This is a genomic window from Caulobacter sp. GW821-FHT09B08 (assembly GCF_059418225.1).
Window position 1 is genome coordinate 17,908 of the sequence record NZ_JBWKPL010000002.1, and the last position, 23,942, is coordinate 41,849.

A 23,942-nucleotide genomic window follows, 5' to 3' on the forward strand; every position below is an offset into this window, starting at 1 on the left:
CGATTTCAGGGCGCGGCCCGACCCGCCTGGATCAGGACGTAGCGGCCCAGCTCGGCGGGCTCGCCGTTGGCGGGAGACAGGCCCCGCGCCACGACCTTGACCTCGATCCCGCCGTCCGCCCGGCGGTCGATCTCAACGCCGTGCCAGCGGGCGGCGGGGTGGCCCCGCTGACCCAAGGCCGAGGCCGAGGGCACGCCCAGGACCGGGATCGCCTTGCCGCCGGGGCCGGGCAGGGTGGAGACCATGGCGTCGTGGGCGTGGCCGTGCAGCACCAGGTCGGCCCCGTGCGCGGCCAGCAGCGCCCGCAGCGCGTCCTGGTCCTCCAGGCACTTGCGCTTGGCCACCGCCCCGGCGACCGGCGGATGGTGGATCAGCAGCACCTTGAAGGCGTCGGCATAGGCCGGGTCGGCCAGCTGGACCGCCAGTCGCTCCAGCTGCGCGGCGCCAAGGCGGCCGGTGGCCAGGTGGGGCGCGGTGGGCACGGCCGAACACAGGTTGAACAGGGCCACGCCGTCGCGCACCCGCACCTGCGGAAACCGCGTCTCGCCCACGTCGCCCAGCCAGGGCGTCCAGGCGGCGAAGGCCTGCTCGCCTTCCTTGGCCGTGACCAGGGCGTCGTGATTGCCGGGGCTGACGGTGATGTCGTGGGCGGGACCCAGGGCCTCCAGCCACAGGCGGGCGGCGTCGAACTCGGCCGGCGAGGCGTAGTTGGTCAGGTCGCCGGTGATGGCCACGTGGTCCACGCCCTGGGCCTTGAGGTCGGCGATCACCGCCGCCAGGATGTCCGGCCTATGCTCCCGGTGCTTGCGACGCCAGGCGATGCGGCTCAGCAGCCGTTTGGACAACAGATCGCGCCAGCCGAACGCGCCCTTGGGCGGCGGCAGGTGCAGGTCCGAGAGGTGCGCGAGGCGGAATATCGACAAGACTGAAACACGGATTCTGGCGGAAGGGGCCGAAGCTGCTTATCAATCGCCTCGGGTTTCAAGGGGTTGTCTATCGTGAGCGTCGAAAATGATCCAGGCGAGGTCGGCAAGCCGGTCGCGGTGACCGCGGGCAAGGCCGATACGCGCCTGTGGGGCATGAGTTCGGCCGAACGCCTGTCGCGCATCTATCGCCGCCTGGGCCTGCGCGAAGCCGCGCGCGACGCCGTGCTGCTGGACCCCGTCGTGGTCGTGGACGCCGGCTGGGTGTTCGACGAATCGCTGATCAAGGCCCTGGCCGGGCGTCCGGGCGTGGCCCTGACCGACGAGACCGGCCGGGTCGTGGCCCTGCACGCCGCCCCGACCGAGGCCGTGGCCGCGATCGCGGCGATCAACGCGGGCAACGATCCCGGCGCGGCGACGCCGACCCTGACCCGCCTGACCGCCCTGGAGCTGGGTTCGGCCTACAACCACGCCCTGCGCAAGAAGGAGCCGCCGGTCCTGGAGCGCCTGACGCCCGAGACCCGCGTGGCCGTGGAAAAGCGCCTGTTCCAAGGCTCCTACAAGGGCGTCACCGACCTGGTCACCAAGCACGTCTGGCCCACGCCCGCCCGGATCGTCACCCGCTGGTGCGCCCTGGCCAGGATGACGCCCAACCAGGTGACCGGGATCGGCTTCCTGCTGGTGCTGGCGGCCTTCTGGCTGTTCTGGGAGGGCAACTATGGCTGGGGCTTGGTCTGCGCCTGGATCATGACCTTCCTCGACACCGTCGACGGTAAGCTGGCCCGAGTGACCCTGACTTCTTCCAAGTGGGGCAACGTTTTCGACCATGGCATCGACCTGATCCACCCGCCGTTCTGGTGGTGGGCCTGGTTCATGGGTCTTGGTGGTCTGGGCTGGTTCACTGTGCCCTATGGCGGCCTCGCCCTGGCGGTGATCCTGGCCGGCTATGTGCTCCAGCGGGTGGAAGAGGGCATCTTCCTGGCCCTGTTCAAGGTCGAGATGCACGCCTGGCGGCCGTTCGACAGCTTTTTCCGCCAGATCACCGCACGCCGGAACCCGAACCTGATCCTGCTGACCCTTGCGGTTCTGGCCGGGCGACCCGACATCGGGTTCCTGGCCGTGGCGGTCTGGACGGGGATCTGCCTGCTGGTGCACGCCGCCCAGATCGTTCAAGCCCTGGCGGCCCCCAAAGGCTCCATCGTTTCCTGGTTGTCGCGCTGATGCGAGTGGGCGTTGTCCGCAATCCGAAGAGCCACGCCAATATCGGGCGGGTCGACGCCGATACGGTAGGACCGCCGACGCCCGACGCGGTGCTGCTGGTCGAGCCGGCCACGCCGCTGGCGCTGGAGCAGGACCTGAAGGCCTTCGCCGAGTGCGGGGTGAACCTGCTGGTCATCGACGGCGGCGACGGCACGATCCGCGATGTGCTGAGCCTGGCCGCGCGGGTGTTCGGCGAGGCCATGCCCCTGATCGCCCTGATCCCCTCGGGCAAGACCAACGTCCTGGCCATCGACCTGGGCGTGACGCCCGGCTGGACCCTGGAGCAGGCCCTGGCCGCGGCGCGCTCCGAAAGCGCCGTCATCAAGCACCGCGCCCCGCTGGAGGTGCGCTGGGACGACGGGCGGCCCTGCCTGCGCGGCTTCGTGTTCGGCCTGGGCGCCTTCGTGCGCGCCACCAGCCTGGCCCAGAACGTCCACAAGGCCGGGGCCTTCCACAGCATCGCCGTGGCCATGAGCGTGCTGGGCGCCCTGGTCGGCACGGTGATGGGCGGCAAGCGCGACCAGTGGCGGGCCGGCGTGCCGCTGTGCCTGGCCATCGACGGCGAGGAGACCCGCACGGCCGACCGCTTCCTGGTGCTGGCCACCACGCTCAAGCGCCTGCCGTTCGGGGTCAAGCCGTTCGGCCCGCCGCGCGAGGGGATGAAGTTCCTGGACGTCGACGCCCCGCCGCGTCGGCTGCCCGGCGCCTTTCCGGCCCTGCTGGCCGGCAAGGACTCGGCCTGGTCGCCCAAGCACGGCTATCGTCGGGGCGACGCCGAAAAGCTGCGCATCACCACCGACCAGCCCCTGGTGGTCGACGGCGACGTCTATGACGGCGGTTGCGGCGTGACCGTCAGCCTGGCCCCGACCCTGCGGTTCCTGGCGGGATGACCGCCGGCGTCGCCAGCCTGATCGGCGCGGAGCTGCTGGCTCCGGCGCCGCCGCCCGCCGTGGCCTATGCGGCCAGGCTGGCCCAGCTGTTCGACGGCGTGCGGGCGGTGCTGTTCTACGGCTCGATCCTGCGCACGGGCGACCTGGACGGGGTGATGGACTTCTACGTCCTGACCCAGACTGTCCGGCCCGGCCTGCGGGGCCTGGCCACGCGCGTTCTGTGGCCAGACGTCAGCTATCACGAGCTGGAGATCGACGGGCAGGTGCTGCGGGCCAAGGTGGCGACCATGACCCTGGCCCAGTTCCGCAAGGCGACGCGCGGGGAGGGGATCGACACCACCATCTGGGCCCGGTTCGTCCAGCCCGCCGGCCTGGTCTGGAGCGCCGATCCCGAGGCCGCCTCGGAGGTGGTCGAGGCCGTGGCCGACGCGGCGCGCACCGCCGCCCGCTTCGCCGCCGCCCTGGGCCCCGCCGAAGGGCCGCCGGAGGCCTATTGGTCGGCCCTGTTTCAGGAGACCTACGCGGCGGAGTTCCGGGTCGAGAAGGGCGGGCGCGAGCGCTCGATCCTGTCGTTCGACGTGGCGCGCTACGACCGCCTGCTGCGCGCGGCCTGGCACGAGGAAGGCCTGCTGGACCTGGAGGCCGACGGGGCGGTGCGGCCGGCCTTGTCGTTCGAGGACCGCAAGCGCTTGGGCGCGGCCTGGCGTCTGCGCCGGCGGATGGGCCGCCCGCTGAACTACGCCCGGCTGGTCAAGGCCGCCTTCACCTTCGAGGGCGCGGCCCGTTATGCCGCCTGGAAGATCGAACGCCATACCGGCATGCCCGTGGCCCTGACCCCCTGGCGCGAGCGCCACCCGGTGCTGGCCGCGCCGGGCGTGCTGTGGCGCCTGTGGCGACAGCGCCAGGCCCAGGGCAGGGCGCGATAGGGCCGGGGACATGCCCTCGCGGCGTGTCCCCATCAGCATCCACGGCGCCAAGACTTGGGGACACGCCGCAAGGGCATGTCCCCGGCCATAAAAGAAAAAGGCCCGAGGTTTCCCTCGGGCCTTTCGCACTTTCGGATGTCGGTGGCTTTAGGCCGAGACGCGCTTCAGCGGCGTCTCGATCAGGCCCATCGCCGCGCCCAGCTCGGCGAACACGGCCAGGACCTGGTCGATCTGTTCGTCGCTGTGGGCGGCGCTGACGCTGGTGCGCAGCAGCGGACGGCTGTCCGGCGTGGCGGGCGGCAGGGCCAGGTTCAGATAGACGCCGTTCTGCAGCAGGGCGTTCCACATGCCGATCGCGCTTTCGACGTTGGGCATGGTGATGGCCACGATCGGGCTGGAGGTCGGGCCGGTGATGTAGCCCATGCCCGACAGGCCGTCGTACAGGCGGCGGGCGTTGGCCATCAGCTTGTGGCGCAGCTCGGGCTGTTCTTCCAGGCGGCGCAGGGCGGTCACGGTCGAGGAGACCACGGCCGGCGGCAGCGAGGCGGTGAACATGTACGGACGGCAGGTGACGCGCATGACGTCGAAGTCGTCCATGTCCGAGACGCAGAAGCCGCCGATGGCGCCCAGGCTCTTGGAGAAGGTGCCGACGATGAAGTCGACGTCGGCCTCGACGCCGGCCATCTCGGCCAGGCCGCGCCCGTGTTCGCCCAGCACGCCCATCGAGTGGGCCTCGTCGACCAGCAGGTAGCCGCCCAGCTCGCGCTTCACGGCGGCGATTTCCTTGAGCGGCGCGATGTCGCCGATCATCGAATAGATGCCCTCGACCACGATCAGGCGCTCGCCGGGCACGTCCTTCATGCGGCGCAGGCGCTTGTACAGGTCTTCCGGATCGTTGTGGCGGAAGCGGATGACCTCGGCGTGGCCCAGACGCGAGCCGTCATAGATCGAGGCGTGGCTGTCGGCGTCCAGGATCAGGTGGTCGCCGCGGCCGACCAGGGTCGACAGCACGCCCAGATTGGCCTGGTAGCCGGTGGTGAACACCATCGCGTGCTTGCGGTTGTAGAACTTCGCCAGCGCTGTCTCGAGCTCGACGTGCGCCTCGAAACTTCCGTTGGCGATGCGGGAACCGGTGGTGCCCGTTCCGCGTTCCTGAACAGCCTTGACCGAGGCGGCGACCGCCTGCTCGTCGAAGGTCAGGCCCAGATAGTTGTTGGTGCCCAGCAGAATGGTGCGTTTGCCGTTGATCACGCCTTCAGTGGGCGAGACGACGGAGTCGAAACGCACGCTGAAGGGATCGGCTCCGGCTTGCCGGATCGCGTTGTACGCATCGCGATATGCGAGGTGCTTGTCGAACAGCCCCATGGCTTCAGGCCCTATTCCGAAGGTCTTTAATCAGGGATGCGAGGTCTCCGGCGGTCTCCACCGAAGCCAGGCGATCCAGAGGAATGGAGATATCGAAGGTGTCTTCGAGCTCCATGATGATGTTCATCAAGGCCAGGGAATCGACGGCCAGATCGCGGCCGATATGGGTTTCGTTCGTCACATCGACCGAGCGCCCGAGCACCTTGCCCGTAGCCAAGCCGATTTCACGCAAAGTGAGATCCGTAACAGCTTCCATAGACGCGACGATATCCCCGACCAAAGTCCTACATAACCGAATTGTAACAGCCGTCTTGCCAGAAAATCGCCGAATAGGGCTATTTCCGAGACTTTTTATCCTTCAACCAGCCTTCCGAACGATACCAGCGCACGCTTTGCGCGAATCCCGCTTCGAGAGGGTATCTCACTGGGGGAAAGTCCGGAATCGGATCGTTGGTAGATAGTCCCCAATCGCCGTGAAGCAACTCCCGAGCCTTGCCGGGCGTGAGAATTGAGTCTCTCCCGCTGACGATTGAAGCCCATTTTGACAGTTTCGCCAAAGCCTTGATCGTCCATGCCGGGATTCGAACCAGCCGGGGCGAGGCGCCGACCGCTTTGGACGCGGCCTGCATGAGCTCGGCCCAGCCATAGCCTTCGGGGCGGTCGTCGGACAAGCTGAGCAGGCCGGGGCGCGGCATTTTGACCAACTGAGCAATGAGCGCCGCCGCGTCGTCGACGTGGATCCAGGCCATCCTGGCCTTGGGATCCAGCACGGGCAGAACAGGGCTTTGCGAGGCCATGGTGAACAGCCGCAGGGTCTCGATGTCGCCCGGACCGTAGATGGCGGGAGGGCGAACGATGGTCAGGTCGTCGCCGAACACCGCCCGGGCGGCTTCTTCGCCGCCCCGCTTGCTGCCGGCGTAGTCGGACAGGTCCGGTTCGCGCGCGGCCAGGCTAGAGATCAGGATCAGGCGAGCGCCGGCGGCCTTGGCGGCCAGGGCTACCTGGCGCGCGCCCTCGACATTGCCCTTGTCGAACGCGGCGCGGTCGCGGGCCTTGATCAGCCCGGCCACGTGGACGACGATCTCGGCTCCGTCGCACAGCGCCGCCAAAGCGCGAGCGTTGGCCAGGTCGCCGATCACCAGTTGAGGTTCAAGGCCCGCCCAGGCGGGATCGGCGACGTCGCGGCGGGCCAGGACCCGGACGGTCCAGCCCTGCTCGGCCAGGACCCTGACCAGACGTCGGCCCAGGAAGCCCGTGGCGCCGGTGACGGCGACCACAGGCCCTTTCCGGGCCAGGCTCATGTCAGGCGCGCTCGGTCGGGGCGTAGGCGCCGGCCAGATAGGCGGCCTTGGCCTTGGAGCGGCTCAGCTTGCCCGACGAGGTCTGGGGCAGGGCGTGGGCGCCGACCAGCTGGACCTGGGTTTCGACCTGGTGGCGCAGGCGCAGAACGCCGGTGATCTTCTCGACCAGGGCCGCGCGGCTGTCGGCGTCGCCGCCGCGCGCCTGGACCAGCACCACGACCACCTCTTCGCCGTCGCCCGACACCGAGAAGGCCGCCACGTCGCCGCTGCGCAGGCCCTCGACCTCGGCCTCGGCGGACCATTCCAGGTCCTGCGGCCAGATGTTGCGGCCGTTGAGGATGATCAGGTCCTTGCCGCGGCCGGTGATGACGATCTCGCCATCGATCAGGTAGCCCAGGTCACCGGTGTCCAGCCAGCCGTCGGCCGACAGCACGCGGGCCGTCTCTTCGGGTTGCTCGAAATATTCCCGCATCAGGCTGGGGCCGCGCGCATAGATGCGCCCCACGCCGCGCTCGGGCAGGACCGCATCGTTCTCGTCGCGCACTTCCAGCTCGTGGCCGGGCAGGGCGGGGCCGTTGCGGGCGAACTCGCGCGAGCGCTCGGCGTCGTCGGTCAGGACGGCTTCGTGCTGTTCCAGGCGTTCCACGTCCAGGCGCTCGGTCTTCAGGCCGCCGCCCAGCGGGGCCATCGACAGGGCCAGGGTCGCCTCGGCCATGCCGTAGCTGGCGACGAAGGCCGTCTCGGAGAAGCCGACGCTGGCGAACCGCTCGGCGAAGGCGCGAAGCGGGCCGGTGCGGATCATGTCGCCGCCCAGGCCGGCGCTGCGCCACTTCGACAGGTCCAGGTGCTCGATCGAGGCCACCTCGGCGCGACGGGCGCACAGCTCGTAGCCGAAGGTGGGGCTATAGCTGATCGTGCCGCCGTTCTTGGTGATCAGGTCCAGCCACAGCAGCGGCCGGCGCACGAAGGCGCCGGTGGGCAAGAGGTCGACCGTCATCTGGCTGGTCATGGGGCTCAGCAGGAAGCCGATCAGGCCCATGTCGTGATAGAGTGGCAGCCACGAGACGGCGCGGTCGGTGGGCAGCACCTGCAGGCCGTCGCGGGTGATCGCCACGGCGTTGGCCATCAGGGCCCGGTGGGTGACCAGCACGCCGGTCGGGAAGCGCGTGCTGCCCGACGAGAACTGCAGGTAGCAGGTGTTGTCCGGAACGATCCGCGGCAGGGCGTCGCCCTTGCTCTCGGGCAGGTCGGCCAGGGTTCCGGCGAAGTCCAGCGGCGTCTTGGCGGCGATCTCGGCCACCCAGTCCTTCATGCCGCCGGGGCCGATCAGCTGCTTGGCGTGGGCCGAGGCCAGCATGCGGGCGATCTGCTCCACATAGGCCTCGCGGCCGCCCAGCGGCGCGGGCAGGGGCAGTGGCGCGGGGACCAGGCCGGCATATTGGCAGGCGAAGAAGGCGCGCACGAAGTCGCCCTCGGTGTCGGCGATCAGGCCCACGCTGTCGCCGGGCTTGGCGCCGGTGGCCAGCAGGCGCGGGGCCAGCTCGAGCGCCTGCTCGCGCAGCTTGGCGTAGGGCAGGGCCTCGAGCAGCTCGCCGCGCAGGGAGTACAGGTTGATCCCGGTCTCGCCCGTCGCGGCGAAATCGAGCGCGGCGGTCAGGGTGGGGAAATCGGCGAATCGTACGGTTCGCGAAGAGGACGTCGGAGTAATCATCAGGACACGCCTTTGGCGCCGTTTTCACTGTCGGCGCAAGTTTGTTCGTCTTTCGGGGGCGCCGCCGCGGCGGCCGCGACGACCGCCGGATCGGCCCGCAGGCTACGCTTCAGGGCCCAGTACATGCCCAGCGCCAGGGCGGCGGCGACGCCGACCAGGGCCGCGCCGGCGCCGTTCAGGCCCACGGCGCGGATCAAGGGAACCAGGGCGACCAGGTAGATGGCGCAGATCACGGCGCGCACCCGCAGGGCCAGGCCCGCCTTGCCCAGAGAGACCAGCATCGGCTCCAGCGGCATGGCCAGCACGCCGATAGCGGCGGCGGCCACCTGCCAGTTCATGATGCCGGCCCCGGCCGCGAAGGCGGGACCCATGACGATGGTCAGCACGTCGTCGCCGAAAAGCACCGAGATCAGCAGCAGCACGCCGGCCACCGCGCCGCCGATCAGGCCGATCTGGCGCGACAGCTTGCGCATGGCTTCCTCGCCGCCGGTGGCGCGCATCTTGGCCAGTTCCGGATAGAGGGCCGGCACCAGCAGCTTGGCCGGCTTGGCCATGCCGTCGGCCACCTGGCGGCCCACCCGCCACATGGCCGCCTCGGCCGGACCCAGCACCGAGCCCACCACCAGGGTGATCACCTGGCTGAAGGCGGTGTCGATGGTGCTGCTGAAATTGGTCGCCCAGGCGAAGCGCCAGACACCCGGCAGGCCTTCCGACAGCGGACCGCGGAACGTGAAGCCCTTGAGCAGCTGGCGGCGGTTCAGGTCCCACAGGGCCACGCCGTTGACGTAGATGAAGGCCGCGACCGTGCCGGCGGCCCAGGCGGCCAGATAGCCTTCGATCGGGGCGTGCGTGGTGAAGCAGACGGCGCAGCCGATCAGGCGGACGGCCGAGCTGACGGCCTGCTCGGCGGCCAGGAAGCGGAAGCGGTCGAACAGGCGCAGCAAGCCCACCGAGGTCGCCGAGTCCATCACCGCGATCGACAGTGCGTAGCAGGCGGCGGCCGGCGACAGGCTGGCGGGCCAACCCAGCAGGTGTCCGAACAGCAGGGCGCCGACCACGCCGAGGGTCACGCCCACGGCCGCTCCCAGGCTGTCGAGCAGCACGGTGAAGCGCAGCACCTGCTGGAAGCGTTCGCGGTCGTTCTTCAGCAGGGCCGAGGCGCCGTACTGCAGCAGGGTCTGCCAGGACTGGAACTTGGCGACCTCGCCCAGGAACTGCGAAAAGGCGTTGATCAGCACGATCACGCCCATCAGTTCCTTGCCCAGGCCTCGGGCGGTCAGGGCGATATAGGCCAGGCCCACCACGGCGTTGACGGAACGACCGCCGAGCAGCGTGCCGGCATTGGCCAGCACCCGCTTCAAGACGTTGGAATCGTTGCTCATGACGCGTGAAGGGCCGTCTTCGGCAGGCGGTCGACGATCGCCTGGGCGGCGCGCACCGAGGAGGGGGTGGGTTGCAGGTCGAAGCTCTCGGCGAAGCCGCATTTCTGGGCCTCGAGATAGTCGCCGTGGCCGGCCTGGGCCGCCGCCACGTCGTCGACCACCCGGTCCACATCGTCCAGCACCGGCCCGTAGGCCCAGTGGTGGAAGCTCTCGTCGCCCTGCCAGGCCGCCTGGCTGGGATTGAGGAACAGGCACGGCTTGGGCGTGCGCAGGAACTCGTAGACCTGGCTGGAGACGTCGCCCAGATAGATGTCAGCCGCGCGGGTGTAGGTCATGTCGATCGCGGCTGGCCCGCCCAGGTCGAGGTGGATACGCGGATGGTCGATGAACGGCGTCAGCGCCTCCAACGTGCTCGGGTCCGCGCCTTCGAAGAGGCGAATATGGGGGGCGAAGATCAAATTGTAACGCTCGTCCTCGGCGAACCGCTCGAGGATCCGGCGGCCCCAGCGCGGCCACGAGCCCAGGGTCGGGTGGAAGTGCGGATTGTACAGCACCACCGGCTTGGCCTCGGCGAAGACGGGCAGGGGCGAGCCCGGCAGGGCGTCGATGATGTCGAACTTGGGGTAGCCGACCATGGCGCAGGTCTCGGACGTGACCCAGCCCTCGTCCAGCATGCGGTCGCGCTGCTTGGGGCCGGCGGCCATCACCAGGTCGAATTGCTTGAGGCGCGGCTCGAAGGGACCGCCGCGGTCGCCCGCGCCGTGCTGAGTATAGACCAGCTTGCAGTCCTTGACCCCCAGCCGGCGCAGCAGGGCGGTGGTGCGCTCGGGCGTGACCACGGCGTCGTAGCGCCCCAGCCGGCGGGCGTTGGCGGCCAGCATCAGGGCCTTGGGCGGCGTCGAGGCGCCCTTCAGCCGCAGGTCGCGCAGCCAGGACGGCGGCAGCAGCCGCGCGGGGATTTGCGGGACGTTCAGGGTCTCCAGCAGCGCCCGCACATAGTCCAGGTGCTCCTGGGTGGTGGTGGCGATGTGGACGTCGATGTCTGGCCAATCCCGCGCCATGGCGATGGCGATGGGCAGGCTGTGCAGGATCTGGTGGGTCTGGGCGATGTAGAGGAAGCAGACCTTGGGCCTGCCGCCTCGCCCGGAGGCGTCGGTCTTGCTCACTATTGCGGCGTGAGGCGCGTGCGCACCCGACCCTTGAAGATCACCCGGTCGCCCTTGTCGGCCACGCTGTAGCTGTCGGCCTGAACCTGGCTGTTGTTGGGACCCGCGCCCTGGATGGCGGCGTCGCCGGCCAGGTCGCCGGTGCGGGTGTCGATCAAGGCCTTCTGCGAGGCGAACTGATAGCCCTGGCCGTTGTCGATCTTCACGTCGCCGGTCAGCAGCAGCGAGCTCTTCTCTTCCTGATAGGCGCCGTCCTTGGAGACGACGTGGGTGGGGTTGTCGGACCCGTAGCCCCGGGTCAGCTGCGGCCCCTTCAGGAACACCTGGTCGGGATTGGCCGGATCGCGCACGGCCGAGGCGGCGGTGATCAGGAAGGCCCGGCCGTCCTTCATCACGCCGGTGAAGCGAGGATTGTCCATCCGCAGCGAGCCGGCGGGGGCGGGCGGGGCGTCCTTGGCGGCCATGGCGCGGATCGTGCCCTGGCCGACGATGGCCACGGCCACGCCCACCGCGATGGTCGGCAGCACCACGCGCAGGGTGCGCACCGGCGCGCGATGACGATTGCGGTTCTTCTTGCGGACCGGCGGCGCGACTGCGGGCGTGATGGCGATCATGACTGTACGAACTGAAAGCGATGGATCACCGGCTTAAGCCTCCCGGCGCGATCCCCCAAGAGGGAATGCGACCCTGCCTTCGCCCGGCCTGGGGGTCAACGGGGCGAGGCGATCAAGCTTGACCGTTCGGCGGGGGTCAGCGGACGCCAGCGTCCTTCGGGCAGGTCGCCCAGGACGAGGTCGCCGATCCGGATGCGCAGCAGGTCGGTGACCCGCAGCTCGACCAGCTCGCACATCCGGCGGATCTGGCGGTTGCGGCCTTCCTTCAGGACGAAGCGAAGCTGTTGGCGGCCCACGACCTCGACCTCGGCTGGGCGCAACTGGCGCTCGTCCAGCTCCAGGCCGTGGCGCAGCAGGGCCAGCTTCTCGTCGGTGATCCAGCCGTCGACCCAGACGAGGTATTCCTTCTCCAGCTCCGACTGCGGGCCGATCACCGCCTTGGCCACCACGCCATCCTCCGAGAGGATCAGCAGGCCGCGCGAATCCATGTCGAGGCGCCCGACAGGGGCCAGCTTGTTGTCGAAGCCGGGGATCACGGGGCTCTGGCCGACCAGGGCCTCGCGGGTCAGCAGCCGCACGGCCGGGACCTGGCCGGGGTCGGGCTGGGACGAGACGATGCCGACCGGCTTGTGGATCATCACGGTCAGGGCGCTGTCCAGCTTGGCCTGGGCGCGGTCCGACAGCACCAGGGTCTGGCCGGGCTCGATCTTGCGGCCCACGTCGTCCACCCGCTGGCCGTCGATGGAGACCAGGCCCTGGGCGATCAGGGCTTCGGCCTCGCGGCGCGAGCACACGCCGTTCTGGGCCAGCCAGCGATTGACGCGCTGGGGCTCGGCTTCGTCGTAGAGGCGGGTCCAGGCCATGATCGGGATCCGAGGAGTTGAGTCGGTCTCTCTAGGGCGAGGCGGGGGCTCTGAGCAACCGTCATGGCGGCGTGGCCGTTGGTTAGGGCCACTGTCAGGGAGCTTCCGATGACCGACCGCGTCGACAACGACACCGCCCTGGAGGAGGTCCTGGAGTTCCTGGCCGCGCCGCCCGCGCCGGGCACGTCCGAAGACGCCCGCTTCGGCGAGCGGCTGCGCCAGGTGCTGTCGGCCTCCATCGTCGACGACCCCATCGACGAGGACGACCCCACGCCCAAGCCGGAACTGGCCCTGGACGCCGATCTGAGGGGCAAGCTGGAAGCCGTGGCCCGCCGCCGGTCAGGCAATCCGTTCGGCGAACATCCCGACGGCATCGGGCGGACGCTGGGGATGGACTTGGGAAAGTCCTAATGGCCCTTGCGGCCTGACCCGCCCGGCTTTTTGCCGCCGCCGTCCTGCTTGTTGACCGTGGCCCAGGCCCGCCGTTCGGCCTCCTTCTCCGAGGCGCCCCGCGCCTCGTAGCCCTCGGCGATATGATCGGCCTTGCGCTCCTGCTTGTCGGTGTATTTCGACTTGTCGCCCTGGGGCATGATCGCTCTCCACGCTGTGGAGGGGAAAGCCTCGCGCGGGCACCTGAGTTCCTAAGGCCAACCTTCGGAACGGCCTGAACAATCCGGCCGTTGGCGAAACATGGCGCGCAAGCTGAAGGTCTTCTCCTGGTCGGACGGTCTCCACGACTACACCGTGGCCACGACCTCGCGGGCCAAGGCGCTGGAAGCCTGGGACATGGGCCGCGACCTCTTCAAGGACGGCACGGCGCGGGAGGTCTTCGAGGGCGCGGGCCATGACGCCGCCCTGGCCGCGCCGGAGACCGTCGTCACCCGCCCGGCGGGCGGCCTGGACGCGGCGCTTAAGAACCTGCCCAAGGCGCGGCGCAAGCCGTCGAAAGCGGACGCCGCGCGAACCGAGAAGCTGGCGGCGCTGAAGGCCGAGCTCGCCGCCGTCGAGGACGAGGCCGAGGCCTAGGAAGCGGACTTCGCCGAGCGCCGCGCGGCGCTGGACGCGGACGAGGACGCGGCGGTCGAAGGCTTCGCGACGCGGCGGGCGCAGCTGGCCAAGGCGATCAAGGCCGCCGGGAAGTAGCGATTCCCGCGCCGAGGGGCCTAGACCCGCTCCACCACCATCGCGATGCCCTGGCCCACGCCGATGCACATGGTCGCCAAGCCGTAGCGGGCGCCGCGTCGGTGCAGCTCCTCTACTAGGGTCAGGCCCAGTCGCGCGCCGCTCATGCCCAGGGGGTGGCCGAGAGCGATGGCCCCGCCGTTGGGGTTCACGTGCTCGCCATCGTCGGGGAGGCCCAGGTCGCGCAGCACCGCCAGGCCCTGGGCGGCGAAGGCCTCGTTCAGTTCGACCACGTCGATGTCGCCAATGGAAAGATCCAGCCGCGCCAGTAGCTTGCGGGCGGCGGGTACGGGGCCGATGCCCATGACGCGAGGCTCCACCCCGGCGGCGGCGACGCCCAGGATGCGGGCGCGGGGCGTCAGGCCGTTCGCGGTCGCGGCCGCCTCGGAGGCCACGATCAGCGCCGCCGCGCCGTCGTTGACGCCCGAGGCGTTGCCGGCGGTGATCGTGCCGTCCGGCCGGACGATGGGCTTCAGCGCCGACAAGGCCTCCAGGGTTGTGGCGCGTGGGTGTTCGTCCTTGGAGACGACGACCGGGTCGCCCTTGCGCTGGGGCAGGGTGACGGGAACGATCTCGGCGTCGAAGCGGCCCGCGCCTTGCGCGGCGGCCGCGCGGGCCTGGCTGCGCAGGGCGAAGGCGTCCTGGTCGGCGCGCGACACCTGCCACTCATCGGCGACGTTCTCGGCGGTTTCGGGCATGGAATCCACGCCATAGGCCTTGCGCATGGCCGGATTGACGAAGCGCCAGCCGATGGTGGTGTCGAAGATCTCGGCGTTGCGCGAGAAGGCGCTGTCGGCCTTGCCCATCACGAACGGGGCGCGGCTCATGCTCTCGACGCCGGCGGCCAGCATCAGTTGGGCTTCGCCGGACTTGATGGCACGGGCGGCCACGCCCAGGGCGTCCAGGCCCGAGCCGCACAGCCGGTTGACGGTCGAGCCCGAGGCGGTGACCGGCAGCCCGGCTAGCACGGCGGCCATGCGCGCGATGTTGCGGTTGTCCTCGCCGGCCTGGTTGGCGCAGCCCAGCACCACGTCGTCCAGCGCGCCCCAGTCGACGCCGGGGTTGCGGGCCATCAAGGCCTTGATCGGGAGCGCCGCCAGGTCGTCGGCCCGCACGCTCGACAGCGCGCCGCCGTAGCGGCCGATGGGCGTGCGGATCGCGTCGCAGATGAAGGCGTCGGTCATGGCTTGGCCTGCAAACATTTGTTTGAAGGCAAACTAGCGGGCCGATCCGAACGATCAAGGCCCGGCCGGCTTGGCCGTCAGTGCTTGATGTCGATGGTTTCGATCTGGGACTGGGTCGCTTCGGCCTTGCGGTGGCCCGGCACGGGCATCAGCAGGCCGACGACGATGGCGCCGACGACGGCGAGGGGAATGAAGGCCTTGAGGGCCATGACGCACACGGGGTCCTTGGTTGATCCGACCCGGAAACAGCGTGCGAGGCGCTGGCGAAGTTCCAGAGTCGGACGGTCGACTCTCCTCACCCGCGCAGCGGGGGAGGTGGCGCGATGCGGATACGCGTCGTGACGGAGGGGGCGTCCGGCCGCCCCACGACGCCCCCACCGTCTCGTCGCTGCGCGCCGATCCACCTCCCCCGTTTCACGGGTGAGGAGAAGAGGGTTCGCGGCTCTCGCAGCAAGGGTTCGGCCCGATTGGGGGCGCGGGATCGCCGCACCAAGCTCCGTTCGGGTTCGACGGAGGTGTTGGCCATGAACTTCAGCAGATCTTGGGGCGTATCCTTGTGCCTGATCAGCCTGGCCGGCGCCGCCCACGCCCAGGACAGCGACGCCGAACTGGCCAAGAAGCTGTCCAACCCCGTGGCCAGCCTGATCAGCGTGCCGCTGCAGGGCAATTACGACTGCTGCTACGGACCCGAGGACGGCGGGCGCTACACCCTGAACGTCCAGCCGGTGATCCCCCTGTCGTTGAACCAGGACTGGAACCTGATCATCCGGACCATCGTGCCCATCGTGAAGCAGGAGCACACGACGCCCGGAGACGACACCGCCTTCGGGCTCAGCGACACCACCCAGAGCTTCTTCTTCTCGCCCAAGGACACCAGGAACGGCCTGACCTGGGCCGTCGGCCCGGCGATCCTGTATCCCACCGGCGAGTCCGCCCTGGGGGCTAAGAAGTGGGGCGCCGGACCCACGGCCCTGATCCTGAAGCAGGAGCACGGCTACACCTACGGCCTGCTGGCCAACCACATCTGGTCGTTCGCCGACGCCGGCGACCACGACCGGCCCGACGTCAGCACCACCTTCGTCCAGCCGTTCCTAAGCTACACCAACAAGCACGCCACCACCTGGGGCTTGAACGCCGAGAGCAGCTACAACTGGAAGACCGACAACTGGACCGTGCCCATCAACCTGTCGGTCAGCCATCTCTACAAGTTCGGCGGTCAGAGGGTGTCGCTGGGCGCGGGCGTGCGGGGCTACGCGGCTAGCGAGGAGGGCGGGCCGCAGTGGGGCGTGCGGCTGATCGCGACCTTCCTGTATCCGAAGTAGCTAGGCCGCGACGGCCCGGCTGGCCCGGGCGATGGCCGAGATCAGGTCGGCAGGCTTGATCGGCTTGGGCTGCACGGCGTCGAAGCCGTGGGCCAAGAGGTCGCGCTCGTCGCCGTGCATGACGTCGGCGGTCAGGGCGATCACCGGCACGTCGCGGGCTCCGGCCGCGCCGGCCCGGACCCTGCGCAGGGCCTCCAGCCCGTCCATGTCGGGCATGTGCACGTCCATCAGCACCGCGTCGTAAGCCTGCTCGCCCAGGCGTTCCAAGGCTTGGCGACCGTTGTCGGCGACCTCCACCTGGGCGCCGGCGGCTTCGAGGATGGTGCGGGCGACGATCTGGTTGATGCGGTTGTCGTCGGCCACCAGCAGGCGCAGGCCCGCGACGCCGTCGCAGGGCGCCGGTTCGGTCTTGGGCGCGGGCGCCGCCACGGCGGGCAGGGGCAGGGCCAGGGTGAAGGCTGAGCCGGCGTCGGGCGCGCTGCGCACGCTGATCGCCCCGCCCATCAGCTCGGTCAGCTGCTTGCAGATCGCCAGGCCCAGCCCCGTGCCGCCGAACCGTCGGGTGATCGAGGCATCGGCCTGGGAGAAGGTCTGGAAGAGGCGCGCCTGCTGCTCGGGCGACATGCCGATGCCGGTGTCGACCACCTGGATCTCCAGGAACGCCGCCCCGGCGGGGCCGACCCGCACGGTCACCGCGCCCCGCGTCGTGAACTTCAGGGCGTTGGAGATCAGGTTGGTCAGGATCTGGCGCAGCCGGGTGGGGTCGCCGCTGACCCAGGTGGGGGCGGCCGGATCGATCATGGCGGTCAGGCGCACGTCCTTGGCGTCGGCGGCCTGGGTCCACAGGGCGATCACGTCGTCGACCAGGTCGCGGACGTCGAAGGTCAGAGTCTCTAGCTCCAGCTTGCCGGCCTCGATCTTCGACACGTCCAGCACGTCGTTGAGGATGGTCATCAGGCCTTCGCCCGAGCGGATCAGCATGTCGACTTGGCGGGCCTGGTCCGGGCTGAGCGGGCCGGCCGACAGGGCGTGGGCCATGCCCAGCACGCCGTTCATCGGGGTGCGCAGTTCGTGGCTCATGGTGGCCAGGAAGGTCGACTTGGCGGCGCTGGCAGACATGGCCTCGCGCTCGGCGGTCTCCAGCGCCTTGACCCGGCGGGCGTTCACGCTGGCGCTGGACACGGTGTAGAGCAGCACCAGCCCCACCGATATCAGCACCGTGACCAGGGCCCAGCCCTCGTAGCCGCCCCGCAGCATCGGCATGCCGGCCAGGGCCAGGGCGGGCAGGCCGGCGTCGACGGCGAAGATGGTGGGCGAGCGGAAGGTCACCGACTGGGCGTGGATCAGCTGTCCGGCGGTCAGGCAGACGGCGGCGAAGCGCAGGACGTGGTTGTCGGACGACCACAGCACCACGGCCAGGGACGTCCAGACGCCGACCATCACCACCACGGCCGAGACGTAACCGGCCCGGCGCAGCTTGATGCCGCGCCGCTCGGACAGCCGCGTGACGGCCAGGCCGTAGGCGTCGGCGAACAGCACGGCCGCGAACCACAGGGCGGCGGTGCGGAAACCCAGGTTGAAGATCAGGAAGACGGTGATGAACACCGCCATGACCAAGCGCTGCGGCCGCGCGCCACGCGCCGCCTGGGCGACCTCGTCGACCCGCTCGTCCAGAATGCCAAGCCTGTCCAGCATGGGCGAAGACGTCTCCCGCATCACACGGGTCGGTCTAGCGCCATACGGTTAGGAAGATACTCCCAAGGCCGCGTTTGCCCCGGCGTGCGACACTTGGTCGTGCAGCCGGCGGGCGAGGGCGCGCGGCGTTGCGCGCCCTCCGTGAGCCTAGGCCGTCAGGTAGCGGATCAGAGCCGCCATGTTCTCGATATAGGCGCCGGTCGAGATGCCCGGCTTGGGCACGTCGGCGATGTAGGGCGAGGTGTCGGTGGGGTCGCCCACGCGGGTCATGGAGAACTCGCCCGGGGTCACGGTGGTGGAGCCGTCGCCGATATAGGGGTTGCTGACCGCCTTCATCGGCGTGGGCCACCAGCCCTCGGCGTTCAGGTCGGCCATCAGGCCGGCGACCTCGGTCTCGCTGGTCTTGTCGCCCGCCGCCTTCAGCGCGCCGACGTTCAGGTCGGACACTGACAGGTCCTTTGTGGTGAAGTAGCGGGGCAGGGCGCTCTTGCCGCCCTTGGCCTTCAGCGGCGAGTCCTTGCTGGCCACCTCGGGTGGGGTGGCCTTCAGCTTGTCGTAGCGCTTGCGCAGCTTGTCGATATTGACCGCGCGGAACGACGAGTAGTGGACGATCGTGTTCTCCCAGTGCTTGTCGACGAAGTACTCGCCGTTGAACACGTTGGAGCCGCGGCGGTGCACGTAGAGCGGCTCGTTCGTGCCGATCTCGATGAAGGTGGGATAGCGCGGCTTGCCGGGGACGATCTTGTCGTCGAGCTTCAGGGCCGCCAGCCAGTCGATGGTCTCGGGGATGCGGTCCAGGTATTTCGGGTCGCCCGTCAGCTCGTAATAGTCCATCAGGTTTTCGAGGTTGCCCGCCGTGGTGTGGCTGGCGAAGGCCTTGGGCTCGTAGGTGCGTGCGCCGGCCGGCTTGAGGTCGGCCACGGTGTGCTGCAGGCCCCAGCCCGGCTGCGGCATCGGCTGGTGGGCGGCGACATAGACGTCCATGGCGCGCTTGATCGGGTCCAGAACCCGTTTGTCGCCCAGGGTCTGCCAGACCATGATCAGGAACTTGATGTTCTCGTCGACCACGCCGTCGTTGAAGGTGATGTAGCCGGTGTAGTCGGGATGGCCCTTGTTCTCGAAGCCGCCGGCCAGCGGGAAGCGCTGGGGCCAACCGCCGTTCGGATACTGGGCGTCCAGGACGAACTGGATGGCCTTGTCCAGGGCCGGCTTGAAGGCCTTGTCCTTCTTTTCCAGATAGATACGCAGCAGCAGCTGGCAACTCTCGGCCGTGCCCTCGTCGTCGAAGGTGGCGTTGCCGTAGTAGTGCTGGAATTCCTCGAGCCGCCAGCCGTTCTTGCCGATGGTGGCGTACCACTTCTGCAGCGACTCCGGCCCGGCCAGGTCGCCCATGTAGTTCCAGCCGCCAGCCGGGTGCTGGATCTTGATCAGGGCTTGAGCGGCTTTGCGGGCCGCCTCGTAGTAGTACTCGTCGCCGGTGGCGTGATAGGCGTCCAGGAACAGGTGGCCCATGGTGGCCGTGCCGGGCGGCTGGACCCAGATCATGGTCGGGAAGGCTTCCATCTCGCCGAAGCGTCGCGAGAAGTCGGGCAGGTAGCTCCAGACATAGCCGCCTTCGTAGGCGGCCTTCTCGGCCATGAAGGTCGAGGCCTTCTTCATGGTGGCCAGGACCTGGTCCTTGGAGGGCGCGACCCCTTCCGCCAAGGCCTTCAGCGGCGCCAGGGCCGTGGCGGCCGCGAAGGCGGCGGTGGTCGTCGCCAGCAGGCGGCGGCGGGTAAGCGGGCTAAGCGGCATGACGACGAGACTCTCCCAGGGCCTTCGCGGCGGAAACCCATGCGGCGCAAGGACGCGGCGCGGCGGTCGGGAGAGGAGCGGGAGGGGCCTTCCAATCCCCCGCGTTCCTGGTCGTCCTCCCGGTCGGTCCTTGCCGAAAACCCTTGTCGCCGTTGGCCGGCGCGATGTTGCGGCTAGTTATGATACCGGTGTCATCGATTGACTAGCGTCTTTTGGCAGAGCTTTGTTATATGACGCCGGCGTCACCCTGCGACAGGCGGTCGCCTTGTGAGGGAAATCGGCTTCGACGAAAATCACATCATCGGTTTTGAGGCGACGCCGCCGCGCCGGATTTTGGTAGCGCGCGACGCCGTCCTGTTGGGGAACAGGACGACGGCCCCGGGTCAGAAATGACCCGGGGCCGTTTTCAATTTCAGGCCTAAGCCTCTGATTTTCCGTGAGATTGCACCGTTCTGCGACCAGCGGTCACATAGTCCGGCTCGTTCATCTCTCGTAAATCTTCATCATGCCCAGCCAACTCGATCATCTGAACGAAGCCGAGCGTCTCGAGCGACAAGCCGAGATCGCCGACAGCGATCACGCCCGCGAGGCGCTGCGTCGCATGGCCCAGACCTCGCGCCTTTCGGCCGCCCTGGTGGGCATGCTGGAAGCCAGCCGCGAGGAACAGCCGGGCCGCGCCTGGAGCGCCGCGCTCTAGAATTCGTCGCTCGCGATACACGCATGACTTGAATTGCGGCGTGCGTCGGTGAACATGGGTTCCGTGCAAGGAGACCCGTGTGGCGGACGAGGGATCTGACAAAGCGGTTCTGCAGGACGCGGGCGCCTACTTCCTCAGCGTCGTCGAAGCCAGCCGCGATTGCATCCGGGTGATCAGCGCCGACGGCTTCGTCGAATACATGAACGCCCAGGGCCAGGCGCTGTTCGAGATCGAAGATTTCGACGGGCGCAACCGCCTCAAATACTGGCCCGACATGTGGCCGCCCGAGAGCCGCGCCGGGGTCGAACGGGCCCTGCGCCGGGCCATGACCGGCGAGGCCTCGGCCTTCCGCGCCGTCTGCCCGACGGCCAAGGGCGACCCGCGCTGGTGGGACACCACGGTCTCGCCGATCTTCGACGCGGAGCGACGAGTGATCCGGGTCCTGGCCACCTCGCGCGACGTCACCAGCGAGGTGCGGTCCGAAGCCCACCGCCAGCTGCTGGTCAACGAGCTGAACCATCGGGTGAAGAACACCCTGGCCACGGTCCAGTCGATCGCCAGCCAGTCGCTGCGCAACGCCGGGGTCGACCTGACGGTCCGCGGCGCCTTCGAGGGCCGCCTGATGGCCATCGCCGCCACCCACAATGTGCTGACCGACGAGAACTGGTCGGCGGCCAGCCTGCGCCAGATCATCGACGGCTCGGTCACGCCCTATCGCGCCAATCCTGGCCAGCTGACGATCTCGGGCGACGACCTGAGGGTGTCGCCCAAGCCGGCGGTGGTCATGGCCCTGGCCTTCCACGAGCTGGCGATCAACGCCCTGAAGTACGGCGCCCTGTCGACGGCCGCCGGCCATGTCGACATCCACTGGGCGGTGGAGGACGGCCAGCGCCTCCAGATCGACTGGACCGAGCAGGGCGGTCCGGCCGTGCGCCCGCCCGAGCGGCGCGGTTTTGGCTCGCGGATCGTGGAACTGGCCCTGCCCAACGAGCTGGGCGGTCAGGTCGATCTGGACTATCGCGCCGACGGGCTGCGCTGCAGCATCCGCTCGCCCCTGTCGGCTCTCGACAAGGTCGACGCCTTCATGCGCCTGCCGGCCTAGGGAAGAGGCGGGCGTAGTGTCCGATGAGAGTCGCTTGTACCATTCAGACATCTTGGTCTGCGCACCAAGCCAAACGTATTGGGGACGGTTCATGAATTGGCGAACGGGGTTGCGACGGCTGATTGTCGTCGCAACGGTGTTGTACGTGCCTTTTGCATTGTTGAACGCGGCGAGCCAAGCACGTGATCGCGCCTCGGCTCTCGTAGCGTACTCGCAGCTATGGTCTGATACTTACAACCGAGAATTCCGCAACGCACTGTTCATCTATGCCGCCCTCTATGCTGGCATTTGGATTACCTACTACACCACCCGATGGGTCGTCAGGGGCTTCATCACCCCAAGCCAGCCGCCTTCCAAATAAGCACCAAGTCGCGCTTTTTGCTTTAGCCAAGTCGAGATGATTGGCTGTGAGCCCTAAGAATGAACCGTCGGCTTCCCGACCCGTTCTCAAGCTTGAGCGGCGCTGGGCCGAGGAGACGCGTCGCGCATGATCCCTGACGACTGGAAGGCGAGACTGAACGCCGCCTGGATCGCCGCGCGCGACTTCGTGATCCGTCATCGGCTGTGGTTCGGGGCGGGGCTGGGCGCCTTGCTGCCGCTGGTCGTGCTGCTGGTGTGGCTGGGGTCGAGCCTGCCGATCTCGCGCGCCCTGGAGCCCTTGCCCAACCGCGCCCTGATCCTGCTGGACGACCAGGGCAAGCCCTTCGCCCGGCGCGGCGCCTACAAGGAGCCGCCGGTGGTCATCAAGGCCCTGCCCAAGTACGTGCCGGGCGCGTTCCTGGCCATCGAGGATCGCCGCTTCTATCACCACCTGGGCATCGACCCCGTCGGGATCGTCCGGGCCTTCGTGGTCAACGCCAAGGCCCACCGCACCGTCCAGGGCGGCAGCACCATCACCCAGCAGTTGGCCAAGAACGCCTTCCTGGAGCCCGAGCGCAGCCTGCGCCGCAAAGGCCAGGAGGCGATGATCGCCCTGTGGCTGGAGCTGCGGCTGTCCAAGGACGAGATCCTTTCGCGCTACCTTTCCAGCATCTATTTCGGCGATGGGGTCTATGGCCTGGGCGCGGCGGCCCGGCACTATTTCGGCAAGCCCACGGAACAGCTGTCGGTGGGCGAGGCGGCAATGCTGGCGGGCATGGTCAAGGCGCCGGTCGACCTGGACCCGGTGGACCATCCCCAGGCCGCCGGGGCGCGGGCCCGGCTGGTGCTGGAGGCCATGGTCGACACCAAGGCGATCACCCGCCAGCAGGCCGACGCCGCCGGTCATGTCAGCGTGCGGACCACCCGCGCCGACCTGCCGGTGGGCGGCTATTTCGCCGACTGGATCTCGCCCCAGGTGAAGTCGGCCTTCGACGGTCCCGGCTATGGCGAGGTGCGGGTGCCCACCACCCTGGACAGCCGCCTGCAGGCCATCGTCGAGCGCGCCGTGGCCCGCCAGATGAAGGGCGCGGCCAAGGCCAAGGCGGGACAGGTGGCCGTGGTCGCCATGCGTCCGGACGGCCGGGTGGTGGCCATGGTCGGCGGGACCAACTATCGCCAGAGCCCGTTCAACCGCGCCGTCCAGGCCAAGCGCCAGCCCGGCAGCGCCTTCAAGCTGTTCGTCTACCTGGCCGCCCTGCGCGACGGGGCCACGCCCGACAGCCTGGTGGTGGGCGCGCCCGTCACCATCGGCGGCTGGACGCCCAGCAACTACGAGGGCGGCGGCGGGCAGGACATGACCCTGCGCGACGCCTTCGCCGAGTCCAACAACGTCATCGCCGCGCGGGTGTACCAGCAGGCGGGCGGCGAGGCGGTGGTGCGGGCCGCGCGGGACCTGGGGATCGTCTCGCCGCTGCGCGAGGACGACGCCACTCTGGCCCTGGGCACGGCCGAGACCAGCCTGCTGGAGCTGACCGGCGCCTATGCCAGCGTGGCGGGCGGCAAGATGCCGGTCCGCCCCTACGGCCGCCCGACGGTGGTTCCGGCGGCCGACTTCAAGCCGCTGGAGCCCTTCGCCCGCGAGGCCCTGCTGGACATGATGGGCGCGGTGGTCGAGCAGGGCACCGGCCGCGCCGCGCGTCTGGGCCAGAAGGCCTATGGCAAGACCGGCACCGCCCAGGACTATCGCGACGCCCTGTTCGTGGGCTTCACCGGCGACCTGGTGGTGGGCGTCTGGGTCGGCAACGACGATCACTCGCCGATGAACCGCGTGGTCGGCGGCGACATCCCCGCCCGCATCTGGCGCGACGTGATGACGGCGGGGCTCAAGGCGGGACTCGTGGCCCGCGACAGCGCCCCCGAGCCGCGCTACGCGGCCGAGCCGGTGGAGGACGCGCCGCGTCCGAAACATGTGCCGAAATGGCTGAGGAAGCTGTTCGGGCTCTAGTTAGCTCAAATCCCAACATCCCGGCGAAGGCCGGGACCCAAGCCGAGGCTGGTGTTTCGTTTCGAACAGGCCCGCTTGCTCAGCTTGGGTCCCGGCCTTCGCCGGGATGTTGTGCGTTGGGGAATGGTCCGCCCCTTGCTCCGAAGGACCCGCCGCGACCCAGAATGGGACGCTTTTCGGCCGCGCATCGGGGGAGCGGG

At 69.1% G+C, this 23,942-nt stretch carries 23 protein-coding genes; 9 read left to right on the plus strand and 14 right to left on the minus strand.

The window, feature by feature from the left end; translation table 11 throughout:
* Positions 1 to 5: 5 nt before the first annotated feature.
* Positions 6 to 923 (minus strand): metallophosphoesterase family protein, encoded by a 918-nt coding sequence (locus tag AC07OA_RS06340; RefSeq protein WP_494662943.1) that lies wholly within the window; start codon positions 921 to 923, stop codon positions 6 to 8.
* 156 nt (positions 924 to 1,079) lie between these two features.
* On the opposite strand from AC07OA_RS06340, the gene AC07OA_RS06345 reads away from it, so the two are divergent.
* Genes AC07OA_RS06345 through AC07OA_RS06355 form a run of 3 tightly spaced genes read left to right on the plus strand, consistent with a single transcriptional unit; the run spans position 1,080 to position 3,999 of the window.
* Positions 1,080 to 2,144, plus strand: a complete 1,065-nt coding sequence (locus AC07OA_RS06345) for a CDP-alcohol phosphatidyltransferase family protein (RefSeq protein WP_494663737.1) — start codon at positions 1,080 to 1,082, stop codon at positions 2,142 to 2,144.
* Positions 2,144 to 3,073: a diacylglycerol/lipid kinase family protein gene (locus AC07OA_RS06350; RefSeq protein ID WP_494662944.1), complete on the plus strand. Its 930-nt coding sequence runs from the start codon at positions 2,144 to 2,146 to the stop codon at positions 3,071 to 3,073. The genes AC07OA_RS06345 and AC07OA_RS06350 overlap by 1 nt, the downstream gene beginning before the upstream one ends.
* On the plus strand, positions 3,070 to 3,999 hold the full coding sequence (locus tag AC07OA_RS06355) for a hypothetical protein (protein ID WP_494662945.1): 930 nt from the start codon (positions 3,070 to 3,072) through the stop codon (positions 3,997 to 3,999). Before AC07OA_RS06350 ends, AC07OA_RS06355 begins: the two co-directional genes overlap by 4 nt.
* Before the next feature lie 147 nt (positions 4,000 to 4,146).
* Here the strand turns inward: AC07OA_RS06355 and spt are convergent, their stop codons facing one another.
* The 8 genes from spt to AC07OA_RS06395 form a co-directional block, all read right to left on the minus strand.
* A complete protein-coding gene (gene spt / locus AC07OA_RS06360) occupies positions 4,147 to 5,364 on the minus strand; it encodes a serine palmitoyltransferase (protein WP_494662946.1) in 1,218 nt (405 codons plus the stop codon).
* A 4-nt stretch (positions 5,365 to 5,368) separates the two neighbouring features.
* Positions 5,369 to 5,620 (minus strand): phosphopantetheine-binding protein, encoded by a 252-nt coding sequence (locus tag AC07OA_RS06365; protein WP_494662947.1) that lies wholly within the window; start codon positions 5,618 to 5,620, stop codon positions 5,369 to 5,371.
* Positions 5,621 to 5,699: 79 nt separating this feature from the next.
* On the minus strand, positions 5,700 to 6,665 hold the full coding sequence (locus AC07OA_RS06370; protein WP_494662948.1) for an NAD-dependent epimerase/dehydratase family protein: 966 nt from the start codon (positions 6,663 to 6,665) through the stop codon (positions 5,700 to 5,702).
* Position 6,666: 1 nt separating this feature from the next.
* Complete coding sequence (locus tag AC07OA_RS06375) at positions 6,667 to 8,376, minus strand: fatty acyl-AMP ligase (RefSeq protein WP_494662949.1); 1,710 nt, start codon at positions 8,374 to 8,376, stop codon at positions 6,667 to 6,669.
* Positions 8,376 to 9,758 carry a lipopolysaccharide biosynthesis protein gene (locus AC07OA_RS06380; RefSeq protein ID WP_494662950.1) on the minus strand — a complete coding sequence of 461 codons (1,383 nt, stop codon included), beginning with the start codon at positions 9,756 to 9,758 and terminating at the stop codon, positions 8,376 to 8,378. The genes AC07OA_RS06375 and AC07OA_RS06380 overlap by 1 nt, the downstream gene beginning before the upstream one ends.
* Complete coding sequence (locus AC07OA_RS06385; protein WP_494662951.1) at positions 9,755 to 10,924, minus strand: CDP-glycerol glycerophosphotransferase family protein; 1,170 nt, start codon at positions 10,922 to 10,924, stop codon at positions 9,755 to 9,757. Before AC07OA_RS06385 ends, AC07OA_RS06380 begins: the two co-directional genes overlap by 4 nt.
* Complete coding sequence (gene lptC / locus AC07OA_RS06390; RefSeq protein ID WP_494662952.1) at positions 10,924 to 11,538, minus strand: LPS export ABC transporter periplasmic protein LptC; 615 nt, start codon at positions 11,536 to 11,538, stop codon at positions 10,924 to 10,926. The genes AC07OA_RS06385 and lptC overlap by 1 nt, the downstream gene beginning before the upstream one ends.
* 95 nt (positions 11,539 to 11,633) lie before the next feature.
* Complete coding sequence (locus AC07OA_RS06395; RefSeq protein WP_494662953.1) at positions 11,634 to 12,401, minus strand: pseudouridine synthase; 768 nt, start codon at positions 12,399 to 12,401, stop codon at positions 11,634 to 11,636.
* A gap of 108 nt (positions 12,402 to 12,509) precedes the next feature.
* Between AC07OA_RS06395 and AC07OA_RS06400 the strand changes: the two genes are divergently transcribed.
* Positions 12,510 to 12,812, plus strand: a complete 303-nt coding sequence (locus AC07OA_RS06400) for a hypothetical protein (RefSeq protein WP_494662954.1) — start codon at positions 12,510 to 12,512, stop codon at positions 12,810 to 12,812.
* Here AC07OA_RS06400 and AC07OA_RS06405 read toward each other — a convergent pair.
* On the minus strand, positions 12,809 to 12,991 hold the full coding sequence (locus tag AC07OA_RS06405; RefSeq protein ID WP_494662955.1) for a hypothetical protein: 183 nt from the start codon (positions 12,989 to 12,991) through the stop codon (positions 12,809 to 12,811). The genes AC07OA_RS06400 and AC07OA_RS06405 overlap by 4 nt on opposite strands.
* A 100-nt stretch (positions 12,992 to 13,091) precedes the next feature.
* Between AC07OA_RS06405 and AC07OA_RS06410 the strand changes: the two genes are divergently transcribed.
* Positions 13,092 to 13,427, plus strand: coding sequence for a hypothetical protein (locus AC07OA_RS06410; RefSeq protein ID WP_494662956.1), 336 nt, complete (start codon positions 13,092 to 13,094; stop codon positions 13,425 to 13,427).
* A 137-nt stretch (positions 13,428 to 13,564) separates the two neighbouring features.
* Here AC07OA_RS06410 and pcaF read toward each other — a convergent pair whose 3' ends face one another.
* Both pcaF and AC07OA_RS06420 read right to left on the minus strand, forming a co-directional pair.
* Complete coding sequence (gene pcaF / locus AC07OA_RS06415) at positions 13,565 to 14,767, minus strand: 3-oxoadipyl-CoA thiolase (protein WP_494662957.1); 1,203 nt, start codon at positions 14,765 to 14,767, stop codon at positions 13,565 to 13,567.
* A gap of 77 nt (positions 14,768 to 14,844) precedes the next feature.
* A complete protein-coding gene (locus tag AC07OA_RS06420; RefSeq protein ID WP_494662958.1) occupies positions 14,845 to 14,976 on the minus strand; it encodes a hypothetical protein in 132 nt (43 codons plus the stop codon).
* A gap of 315 nt (positions 14,977 to 15,291) precedes the next feature.
* Between AC07OA_RS06420 and AC07OA_RS06425 the strand changes: the two genes are divergently transcribed.
* Positions 15,292 to 16,089: a hypothetical protein gene (locus AC07OA_RS06425; RefSeq protein ID WP_494662959.1), complete on the plus strand. Its 798-nt coding sequence runs from the start codon at positions 15,292 to 15,294 to the stop codon at positions 16,087 to 16,089.
* Here the strand turns inward: AC07OA_RS06425 and AC07OA_RS06430 are convergent, their stop codons facing one another.
* The gene (locus AC07OA_RS06430; protein WP_494662960.1) at positions 16,090 to 17,784 is read right to left on the minus strand and encodes an ATP-binding protein; all 1,695 of its coding nucleotides are present in this window, start codon (positions 17,782 to 17,784) and stop codon (positions 16,090 to 16,092) included.
* A gap of 147 nt (positions 17,785 to 17,931) precedes the next feature.
* Positions 17,932 to 19,578: a pectate lyase gene (locus AC07OA_RS06435; RefSeq protein WP_494662961.1), complete on the minus strand. Its 1,647-nt coding sequence runs from the start codon at positions 19,576 to 19,578 to the stop codon at positions 17,932 to 17,934.
* A 505-nt stretch (positions 19,579 to 20,083) separates the two neighbouring features.
* On the opposite strand from AC07OA_RS06435, the gene AC07OA_RS06440 reads away from it, so the two are divergent.
* The 3 genes from AC07OA_RS06440 (at position 20,084) to AC07OA_RS06450 (ending at position 23,742) form a co-directional block, all read left to right on the plus strand.
* Positions 20,084 to 20,275, plus strand: a complete 192-nt coding sequence (locus AC07OA_RS06440; RefSeq protein WP_494662962.1) for a hypothetical protein — start codon at positions 20,084 to 20,086, stop codon at positions 20,273 to 20,275.
* Positions 20,276 to 20,354: 79 nt separating this feature from the next.
* Positions 20,355 to 21,377 (plus strand): sensor histidine kinase, encoded by a 1,023-nt coding sequence (locus AC07OA_RS06445; protein WP_494662963.1) that lies wholly within the window; start codon positions 20,355 to 20,357, stop codon positions 21,375 to 21,377.
* A gap of 487 nt (positions 21,378 to 21,864) precedes the next feature.
* Positions 21,865 to 23,742 (plus strand): transglycosylase domain-containing protein, encoded by a 1,878-nt coding sequence (locus tag AC07OA_RS06450; RefSeq protein ID WP_494662964.1) that lies wholly within the window; start codon positions 21,865 to 21,867, stop codon positions 23,740 to 23,742.
* Positions 23,743 to 23,942: the final 200 nt, after the last annotated feature.